Source organism: Cupriavidus sp. FW305-27, assembly GCF_058787995.1.
In genome coordinates this window covers 26947-35980 of sequence record NZ_JBYTAG010000071.1, presented here as the reverse complement: position 1 = coordinate 35980, position 9034 = coordinate 26947, and the positions used below count along the sequence as shown (strand labels likewise).

At 65.9% G+C, this 9034-nt stretch carries 10 protein-coding genes; 9 read left to right on the top strand and 1 reads right to left on the bottom strand.

The window, feature by feature from the left end:
* Positions 1-259: 259 nt before the first annotated feature.
* From AC3WRI_RS27340 to AC3WRI_RS27300, 9 genes are all read left to right on the top strand, one after another.
* Positions 260-1216 carry an oxygenase MpaB family protein gene (locus AC3WRI_RS27340; protein ID WP_492294460.1) on the top strand — a complete coding sequence of 319 codons (957 nt, stop codon included), beginning with the start codon at positions 260-262 and terminating at the stop codon, positions 1214-1216.
* A 775-nt stretch (positions 1217-1991) separates the two neighbouring features.
* Positions 1992-2273: an RNA chaperone Hfq gene (locus AC3WRI_RS27335; RefSeq protein ID WP_010810678.1), complete on the top strand. Its 282-nt coding sequence runs from the start codon at positions 1992-1994 to the stop codon at positions 2271-2273.
* A gap of 215 nt (positions 2274-2488) precedes the next feature.
* Entirely contained in the window at positions 2489-3796 is a 1308-nt protein-coding gene (locus tag AC3WRI_RS27330; protein ID WP_011617813.1) for a flagellin FliC, read from the top strand.
* 137 nt (positions 3797-3933) lie between these two features.
* The gene (locus AC3WRI_RS27325; protein ID WP_011617814.1) at positions 3934-4311 is read left to right on the top strand and encodes a flagellar protein FlaG; all 378 of its coding nucleotides are present in this window, start codon (positions 3934-3936) and stop codon (positions 4309-4311) included.
* Between the two features lie 33 nt (positions 4312-4344).
* Positions 4345-5751 (top strand): flagellar filament capping protein FliD, encoded by a 1407-nt coding sequence (gene fliD, locus AC3WRI_RS27320; RefSeq protein WP_010810681.1) that lies wholly within the window; start codon positions 4345-4347, stop codon positions 5749-5751.
* A gap of 38 nt (positions 5752-5789) precedes the next feature.
* Positions 5790-6209, top strand: a complete 420-nt coding sequence (fliS, locus tag AC3WRI_RS27315; protein WP_010810682.1) for a flagellar export chaperone FliS — start codon at positions 5790-5792, stop codon at positions 6207-6209.
* Between the two features lies 1 nt (position 6210).
* Positions 6211-6552, top strand: coding sequence for a flagellar protein FliT (locus AC3WRI_RS27310; RefSeq protein ID WP_011617815.1), 342 nt, complete (start codon positions 6211-6213; stop codon positions 6550-6552).
* A gap of 70 nt (positions 6553-6622) precedes the next feature.
* Positions 6623-7948: a flagellar hook-length control protein FliK gene (gene fliK / locus AC3WRI_RS27305; RefSeq protein ID WP_010810684.1), complete on the top strand. Its 1326-nt coding sequence runs from the start codon at positions 6623-6625 to the stop codon at positions 7946-7948.
* Positions 7945-8238: an EscU/YscU/HrcU family type III secretion system export apparatus switch protein gene (locus AC3WRI_RS27300; protein WP_058697365.1), complete on the top strand. Its 294-nt coding sequence runs from the start codon at positions 7945-7947 to the stop codon at positions 8236-8238. Before fliK ends, AC3WRI_RS27300 begins: the two co-directional genes overlap by 4 nt.
* A gap of 84 nt (positions 8239-8322) precedes the next feature.
* Here the strand turns inward: AC3WRI_RS27300 and fliE are convergent, their stop codons facing one another.
* Positions 8323-8646: a flagellar hook-basal body complex protein FliE gene (gene fliE / locus AC3WRI_RS27295; protein WP_058697366.1), complete on the bottom strand. Its 324-nt coding sequence runs from the start codon at positions 8644-8646 to the stop codon at positions 8323-8325.
* Between the last annotated feature and the right edge of the window lie 388 nt (positions 8647-9034).

The window sequence follows — 9034 nt, the reverse complement described above, 5'->3', positions numbered from 1 at the left end:
GCGGGCAACAGGGTGGGCAACAAGGCGGACAACGCCAGCCGTAAGTAAGCCGCGCCAGCCACGATAACAGGCAGCTTTCCGGGTATGTGCGGCCGCAACATGCGGTGCGGCCGCAGGGGCATACGCCGGAGATTGACAGGCCGGGACTCCCGCAAGGGGGCTCCGGCCCTTTTTGCGGCAACCGCCGCGGCATGACCCCGCGCACATCGCCCCGCATCCCGTGTATGCTGGCCCTGACTTCCCCATTCAGGCACCGGCCTTGTCCAGCTTTACCGACCCCGCCGCCGGCCGCTCTGCGCAGCCACGACGCGGCCCGCTGAACCATCTCTCCACCAGGCTGCGTGAGCGCGCCGGCGCGCACGTGCGCGCGCTGACCCGCAGCAATTCCGGCGTGACCCTCGACTACGACAACCCGCCGGGCGATCCCGGTCTGTTCGGGCCCGACGCGGTCTGCTGGCGCGTGCATGCCGACTTTCCGGCAATGCTCGCGGGCGGCGTCAGTGCGCTGCTGCTGCAGACACTGCATCCACTGGCACTGGCCGGGGTCTGGGACCACTCCAGCTTTCGCACCGACATGCAGGGGCGCCTGGGGCGCACCGCGCAGTTCATCGCCGGCACCACCTACGGCAGCCGTGCCGATGCCATGGCGCTGATCGGGCGCGTACGGCGCATCCATGCCGGCGTGGTCGGCGTGGCCCCGGACGGGCGGCACTATGCCGCCTCCGACCCGGCGTTGCTGACGTGGGTGCACGTGGCCGAGGTCTCAAGCTTCCTGGCTGGCTACCTGCGCTATGTCGGACCACTGAGCGGCACCGAGCAGGATCGCTACTACGACGAGGTTGCGCGCATCGCCCAGATGCTGGGCGCGGCCGACGTGCCGCGCTCGCGCGCCGAAGTCACGGCCTACCTGGAGGCCATGCGGCCTGCGCTGCTGGCTAGCGAACGCACCAGCGAAGTGGTGCGGCTGGTGCGGAAGATGCCGGTGGCCAACCCGCTGCTGCAGCCGGCGGTGCGGATCATGGCCGACGCGGGCATCGCATTGCTGCCGCCGTGGGCACGGCAACAGCTCGATCTGGACGGCCCTTCGATACGGCGCCCGGCAGCACTCGCGGGCATGCATGTGCTGGCACCGACGCTGCGCTGGGTGCTGGGCGCCGGCCTGGCAGCGCGCGCACGGCGGCGCGTGGCCCGCGGCACCGCCACGATGGCAGGCTAAGGGCCGCGCCGGCTATCGGCGTTCAGCTGAACTTCTTGAACGGAAATGAGAATTGGCGGCAAAAATCCTCCCATTTCGGAGGATTGCGCGGCGCGAAAGTGGCGTTAAATCTGCCTGGGCAGTCCGAACGGCCGGTCGGTTTTTACTAACCGCACCAGCCACAGCGCCACAGAGCGCGATTCAAACGACGCAGGCAAAAAAAGAAGCCTACGCGCGGGGTGCTCGTAGGCTTTTCAGGACTGCTCGAGCTGAAAAGCTCTTGCCAAGAATATAAACGCGCTTACATGAGGTGTAAATCCCGTTTCTATCAGGGGATTCCCTTACGACGATATGAGATTATTTGCGCACTTTTGATTGTTCTTAGCCCTGACGCTACATCAGGGCACTTTTCATATGGGCTGGCAATTTCATCGCGAGCCCGGTCCAACCGGCCTGTCGCCCCGCCGCCCTAGCCGCGGCATGCGGCAGCGCACAATGCTGTACAATATCACGGCCTCGAGAGCAACACATTTTATAGAGCGGCGACTCTAGATCCGAATTGACACACGGTTCGTCAACGCTTGTAGAACTTTGTTACTCTCAGCCCTGAATTATTCCCCTTCTCTTCTGGCAGCGCCAACCGCCGGCACACGCGCCGTTACCGAGAGCGGATGTTTCTCGTGCCGCCCTGGCCGTGGCGCACCCCAAGCCATTAGCCGCCAGAACCCTTGCGGGCTCTTCCGGAGTCGTTGTGAAGAAGAAGGAAACCCGGCCCAAGTCACGCAGCCGGAGACAATTGCAACACCAGCAATTTGCGGCATACAGGACCAGCCAGGCCCCGGTGATCGTCCACCTGGCCACCGGCGCCCGGCTGCAGGGCCTTGTCTTGGCGTCAGACGACTACGTGGTGCTGCTTGGCCGGCAGCCGGACGACATCCGGCCCACGGTGGTCTACAAGCGGGCGATCTGCCTGGTTACGCTGGCCAATGCGCCGGACGCGCCGGTGGTGGCGCCGGCCCCGGCGCCGGAGCCGGACTTCCTGCCGATCTACATCCCCCGCACCAGCAAGCGCCGCTAGGCCAACGCCCGCCCCACGCGCCTTCCTGCCCTGCCGCGCGGCGCCTCAGCCCGCCCTGCCGGTACCCCGCGAAACTATCGCGGAGATCACTCTAAACCTTTCTCTTGCCCGGTCGATAACCCAAGCAACGGAGGCACTCTACGCCCTGCAAAGCAGGCCGCCAACGTTACGGCACTAGCCGGAATGCCCAAAACTTTGCATATAGGAGTCGTACCATGGCGCAAGTCATTAACACCAATTCGTTGTCTCTGATGACTCAGAACAACATGAACACGTCGCAATCGTCGCTGAACACGGCGATCCAGCGCCTGTCGTCGGGCCTGCGCATCAACAGCGCCAAGGACGACGCCGCCGGCCAGGCCATCGCCAACCGCTTTACCTCGAACATCCGCGGCCTGACGCAAGCCCAGCGCAACGCCAACGACGGCATCTCGCTGGCACAAACGACGGAAGGCGCGCTGACCGAAGTCAACAACAACCTGCAACGTATTCGTGAACTGTCGGTCCAGGCGGCCACGGGTTCGAACTCCTCGTCCGACCTGAAGTCGATTCAGGATGAAATCAACCAGCGCCTGTCTGAAATCGACCGTACGTCGCAACAGACCGACTTCAACGGCGTCAAGGTTCTGGCCGGCAGCAACAAGCTGTCCGTCCAGGTTGGCGCCAACGACGGCGAGACCATCTCCATCGATCTGAAGCAGATCGACAGGACCACGCTGGGCCTGAGCGGCTTCTCGGTGGCCAAGAACTCGCTGGACGTCGGCCCGAAGATCACCACGATCAACGCTGCCGCTGGTACCGGTTCGTTCAACGTGAGCTTCGCTGCGGGCGACGTCACCAAGATCAACGCCGCAACCGGCAAGACCTTCGCCGCAGCGGACCTCGAACTGCACGAAGTCAAGACGGCTGCCGGCGCGAACTCTGGCCAGTTCGTCGTGAAGGCTGGTGACGACTACTTTGCTGCTTCGGTTGATCGTGCCACCGGCGCCGTGAAGCTCAACGAAGCTGATGTCGCATTCGACGACACCGCCAATGGCATCGCCGGCCCCGTCACTCTGCAAGACCAGGTAGTGCGTGTTGCCAACGATGCTGCAGGCGTAGCCACGGGCTACGTCACCGTCCAGGGCAAGAACTACGTCGCTGCCGGCACCCTGGCCGACGGCGGTGCCGCCGGCACCCTCAACGTGGCCGTTGGCACGATCTCCCTGAGCGGCGCCACCCCCACAGCCGAATTCACGGGCGTTCCCACCGGCAACGCACTGAAGAAGATCGACGCCGCGCTGAAGCAAGTCGACGACCTGCGCAGCTCGCTGGGTGCCGTCCAGAACCGTTTTGACTCCGTCATCTCGAACCTGGGCACCACCGTGACCAACCTGTCCTCGTCGCGCTCGCGCATCCAGGACGCCGACTACGCAACGGAAGTGTCGAACATGACCCGCGCGAACATCCTGCAACAGGCTGGTACGTCGGTCCTGGCGCAAGCCAACCAGACCACCCAAGGCGTGCTGTCGCTGCTGCGTTAATCGCATCGGCGAATGGCGCAGGAAGGCTGGGCCGCAAGGCCCGGCCTTTTTGCCCGAGGAGCATTTCGCAGGCAGCCCGACTGCCTGCAAAGCGTTTCTCCTGGAACTGAACCCTGCCAACCCGGACGGAGTATTCGATGGCGCCTCCCCCGACAGTGAACCCCTTTACCGTGCGGATGCCAGCCGAAGGCTTAGCCGTTGCCATGCCATCTGGCGGCGCCACCACCATGGCCAGCCATGCTACGCAGCGACAGGATCGTGCCGTGGCCAGCGACCACACAGAAGCCGCACAGGGATTGGAAACCAGCGCCGCCATCGGCGAGCTGGTCGACGCGCTCAAGACCACCACCATCGGCCTGCGCTTCGAGATCGACGATACCACGCACCGCGTCATCACCAAGGTGATCGACAAGGAAACCGGCGACCTGATCCGGCAGATGCCCACCGAAGAGGTGCTGCGCATTGCCCGCGCCATCGACAAGCTGCAGGGGTTGTTCATCAACCACGCGGCCTGAGCCCTGAATATCAGTTGAAGACGAGACAATAATATGGCAACGATCTCCTCCATCGGCATCGGTTCCAACCTGCAACTGAGCGACCTGCTGGACCAGCTGCAGAAGGCCGAGCAGGCACCGCTTGACGCCATCAATGCGCAGGCCAAGAGCTACCAGACCAAGTTGTCGGCCTACAGTCAGGTGCAGAGCGTGCTGGACGCCTACCAGGGCGCGGCGAAGAAGCTGTCCGATGCTGCCACCTTCGGCGCAGTAAAGGCCAGCATCGGCACCACGGACGTGATGAACGTCACCACCGCTGCCAACGCCGTGCCTGGCAGCTACAGCATTACTGTCAACACGCTGGCCACCGCGCAGTCGCTGGTGAGCAGCAACGTTGCCGACCAGAAGGCCGCGATCGGTGGCGGCGAGCTCGTGTTCGACTTCGGCGAAGCGCTGGCCACCGGTGGCGCCGCCACTAGCACCAAGAAGGTCACCATCCCCGCGGATTCTTCGCTCGAAGGAATGCGCGATGCCATCAACAAGGCCAGCATCGGCGTGACGGCCAGCATCGTCAATGACGGCAGCGCCAGCCCTTACCGCCTGGTATTGACGTCGGACAAGACCGGAACGCAAGCCACCATGCGGGTGTCGTCGACCGATGCGGCACTGAACAACGTGGTTGCGTTCGACCCGGCCGCGGCGCCCGCCGCCAACAAGATGGAACAGAAGGTGCCGCCTGCCAATGCGACGCTGACGATCAACGGCATCGACGTGGTCAGCCAGAGCAATTCAGTGGTGGACGCAGCGCAGGGCGTGACCATGAACCTTGTCAAGCCAGGCACGACATCGCTGGTGGTGACCCGCGACAACGTCGCAATCAAGGCCGCCGTCCAGGCTTTTGTCACCGCCTACAACAACATTCAGAGTTCCGCCAAGTCGCTGACGGCATTCGATACGAAGGCCGGTACGTCCGCGGCATTGACCGGCGACGGCACGCTGCGCTCGATCCAGTCCAGCCTGCGTTCAATGCTGGGCGGTGCCATGGATGACGGCAACGGCGGCACGATCACGCTGATCGACGTCGGCATCTCGTTCGACAAAGACGGCACGATGAAGCTGGACGACACCAAGCTGACCAAGGCGATAAACGAAGACCTGGGTGGCGTCACGTCCCTGTTTTCCAGCACCACCGGCGACGGCGGCATCGGCAAGCGCGCCAGCACCTATATCGAGGGCCTGAGCAAGACCGATGGCGCGCTGAAGGTGGCTCAGGATGGCATCACCAAGACGCTGAAGGACCTGGAAGACGACTATGACCGCGTCCAGGACCGCGTTACTGCCACGGTGGCTCGATACAAGGCCCAGTTCACGCAACTGGACCTGGTGGTAGCGCAGATGAACCGTACCAGCAGCTACCTGACGCAACAGTTCAATGCGCTGAACAACAGCACCAAGAAGTAACCGTCCCGCCGCACACCACAGCCTGAAGGAACCCAACCATGTTCGCCCGCGCATCCGCCAACGCCTACGCCCAGGTCGGCGTCCAGACCGGCGCCATGAGCGCCAGCCCGCACAAGCTGATCGCCATGCTGTACGACGGCGCGCGCGCAGCCATTGCGCGGGCGAAGTTCCACCTGGAGGGCGGCAACGTCATCGAACGCGGCAACGCCATCTCCAAAGCCATCGACATCATCGATAACGGCCTGCGCGCCGTGCTTGACCATGAGGTTGGCGGCGAGATCTCCGCCAACCTCGAATCCCTGTACGAATATATGGTGCGCCGGCTGATGCTGGCCAACCTGCGCAGCGACGCGGCCCTGCTGGCCGAAGTCGACACGCTGCTCGAAAGCCTGGCTTCGGCCTGGGCGCAGATCGACGACACGGCCGCGGATCGGCAACCCGCCTTACAGGACAACTGACATGGCTTCCCTTCCCGAGTTTTTCCCGATCGTGGACTGCTACGAGGAAATCCTCGCGCTGTCCGCACGGATGCACGAGGCCGCCCAGGCGGCTGACTGGGACACCGTCACCGCGCTGCAGCAGGGCTACCTGGCCCTGGTGGACCGCCTGCGGCAGATGGACCACGAGGCACCGTTCTCCGATGCGGAACGCATGCGCCGCTACCAGTTGCTGGACCGCATCCTCACTTACGATGCCCGCATCCGCGACCTGGCCATGCCGCAGCTGAAGAAGCTCGGCGACATGCTGACCAGCTCGCGCCGCCAGATCGAACTGTCCGCCGCCTACGGCGCCACCGCCTGACGCAGCCTGACCGCTGCGCTACTCCCCGCGGCGGGCCGGAAAGCCCGCCGTCTGCATTCACGCGACCCGTATGACCGGCATCCATCTGCCTCCAGGCCTGGCACCCGGTCAGGCCCCGGACCCACAACCGCTGCGCACGGCGCTTGCCATCGACAAGCTGGCGGCGCTGCAGCCCGTGCCCGAGGCCACCGAGTCGAATGTCCAGAGCTCCACCGGCCAGGCGATCCGCCACAGCCAGCACGCCACCGGCCCCAACGCCTTGGCAGGCCAGGCTACCTTGCTGCCGGGCACTTCGACGCAGGAATCGCTGAGCGCGGCGGCGCGGGCCATCCTGGCGGTGATGGACGGTACCGAGGCCCAGCCGGTGCGCAGCGCCGGCCCGCTGCTGGCCGCCGCGCCCACGCCAGCGTCGGCGCAGGCTGCGGCGTCGGCGCTTGCCAACACGGTCGGGCAGAGCGGCCTGTTCTACGAATCGCACCTTGCACAGTGGGTTGCCGGCGCACGCGCGTTGCCCGGCATCCGCCAGGAGCCGCAGGCGCAAGTACCGGTGCCGGCCCGGGCGGCTGCCCCAGGCGGCACTGCGCAGGCCGCCGCAACCACGCTGCCGTCTGCGCTGCTGACCTATACCGGCGGTGCCGCAGCGGCAGAGCCGGGGCGGCCCTCAGCGCCGCCGCTGATTCCGGCCTCGCAGGTGCTGGCTGAAGCGCTGGCCTCGGCCGGCAATCCGCGCGTGGCCCACAGCCATGCGGCGGCGGAACAGGCGCTGCGGCAAGGCGCCGCCACCACGGCGGCCTACAGCCGCGAAGCCGCTGCCGAACCGGGGGCCCAACGCCAGTCCGCCGCGGCGCTGGCCACGCAGGCCTACCAGAGCACCGCGGAGGCTGGCGCGCGCGCTGCAGCGCCGGACAGCCTCATCCCCCACGCGGCGCGCGCCGCCGCTGGCCTGCCGGACACCGCCTCGGCAGACGCCGGCAAGCAGGCCTCGGCAGCCGGCCCGGCCATCCATCCGGCAACCGAAGGCGTGGTCCGCCAGCAGCTGGAATTGCTCGCCACGCAGCAGTTCCGCTTTGCCGGCGAAGCCTGGCCCGGCGTGCCGATGGAGTGGGAGTTGCTACGCCCCGACGCGGATGGCGCAGCGCAGGCCCATGACGACAGCGCCCGGCCATGGTCCAGCCGCCTGCGGCTGCAATTGCCGAGCCTCGGCATCGTCGAAGCGGTGCTGACACTGGGACCGGCGGGGCTCGACGCCCGCGTGGCAACGCCTGAGACCGATGTCGCGGCGCGTTTCATCGCGGCACGGCCGCTGCTGCGCAACCAGCTCGAGGCGCAGGGCATCGTGCTGCAGCGCCTGAGCGTGCAGACCCAGGACAACATGACGGTAGGAGCGGCGCGATGAGCGAAGCGGCGCAAGACCGCGGCGCGGCGATCGCGCTGTCCTACCAGCACAGCGACAGGGCCCCGCGCGTGGTCGCCAAGGGCTATGGCGTGGTGGCCGAAGCCATCATCGCCCGCGCGCGCGAAGCGGGCGTCTATATCCACGATTCGCCCACCCTGGTGAATCTGCTGATGCAGGTCGACCTGGACAGCCACGTGCCGCCGCAGCTCTATGTGGCCGTGGCGGAACTGCTGGCGTGGATCTACCACCTTGAAGCGGGCAGGGCCGCAGGCGCTGAAGCGCAGGCCTGAACCGGCAGGCCTTCCTGACGACAAGAGCCCCTGGCCGCTTGCGCGCGCCAGGGGCTCTTTGCGTTCAGGGCAGGCCGGTGGGCTTTACACCGCCATATTCATCATTTCCTGGTAAGCCGCCACCAGCCGGTTCCGCACCTGCACCCCGGTCTGGAACGACACATTGGCCTTCTGCAGGTCGACCATCACATCATTGAGCGCCACGCCGGGCTTGCCCAGCTCGAACGCCTCGGCCTGGCCGTAGGCGCGTTCCTGCGCGGCGTTTATGCGGCCCAGCGAGCGCTGCAGCTCGCCGGCAAAGCCGCCGCCGACCGGCGCGGCGGACTGGCTGGCACTGTTGCCCGAGGCAACCTGGGACATCCCGCGCAGTTGCTGCAGCATGCTCTCGATGGAAGAGATAGTGGTCATTTGGGTCGTTGTATGCCGGTCCACCGGCAGAGTTCGTCTTGTGGTGCGCCCTTGCATCACAGAGTAGCCTGCCGGCAGGCGGGCCTCAGGCGGTTCGCACCCAGTTTCAGCCCCCGCAGAGTACCCGCCGGTGCCGCCCCGCCATGGGCCGAAATCGGACAAAAAACCGCGTCTATTCGCCGGATTGTCGCGCTCAAGTCTGGCCGATCATTGCCACCGTGCCGGAAGAGCGCGGGCTGTCGTCCCGTGCTGGCTCCGGAAATCACCAGACAATCATCGATTCGGGAGTACGCGTGTTTTCTCTGCAGCGTAATGTGAGCCGTGCCGTGAGCCGCGCCGACGACCAAGGCGGTCAGCATCGCCCGTGCCGTCGCCAGCATCGCGGCGC

Bases quoted from the DNA above. Each gene is read 5' to 3' on its own strand.
- fliS (WP_010810682.1), top strand. From the start codon at position 5,790: ATGTTCGCCCGCGCATCCGCCAACGCCTACGCCCAGGTCGGCGTCCAG.
- AC3WRI_RS27310 (WP_011617815.1), top strand. From the start codon at position 6,211: ATGGCTTCCCTTCCCGAGTTTTTCCCGATCGTGGACTGCTACGAGGAA.
- fliE (WP_058697366.1), bottom strand. From the start codon at position 8,646: ATGACCACTATCTCTTCCATCGAGAGCATGCTGCAGCAACTGCGCGGG.
- fliD (WP_010810681.1), top strand. From the start codon at position 4,345: ATGGCAACGATCTCCTCCATCGGCATCGGTTCCAACCTGCAACTGAGC.
- AC3WRI_RS27300 (WP_058697365.1), top strand. From the start codon at position 7,945: ATGAGCGAAGCGGCGCAAGACCGCGGCGCGGCGATCGCGCTGTCCTAC.
- fliK (WP_010810684.1), top strand. From the start codon at position 6,623: ATGACCGGCATCCATCTGCCTCCAGGCCTGGCACCCGGTCAGGCCCCG.
- AC3WRI_RS27330 (WP_011617813.1), top strand. From the start codon at position 2,489: ATGGCGCAAGTCATTAACACCAATTCGTTGTCTCTGATGACTCAGAAC.
- AC3WRI_RS27325 (WP_011617814.1), top strand. From the start codon at position 3,934: ATGGCGCCTCCCCCGACAGTGAACCCCTTTACCGTGCGGATGCCAGCC.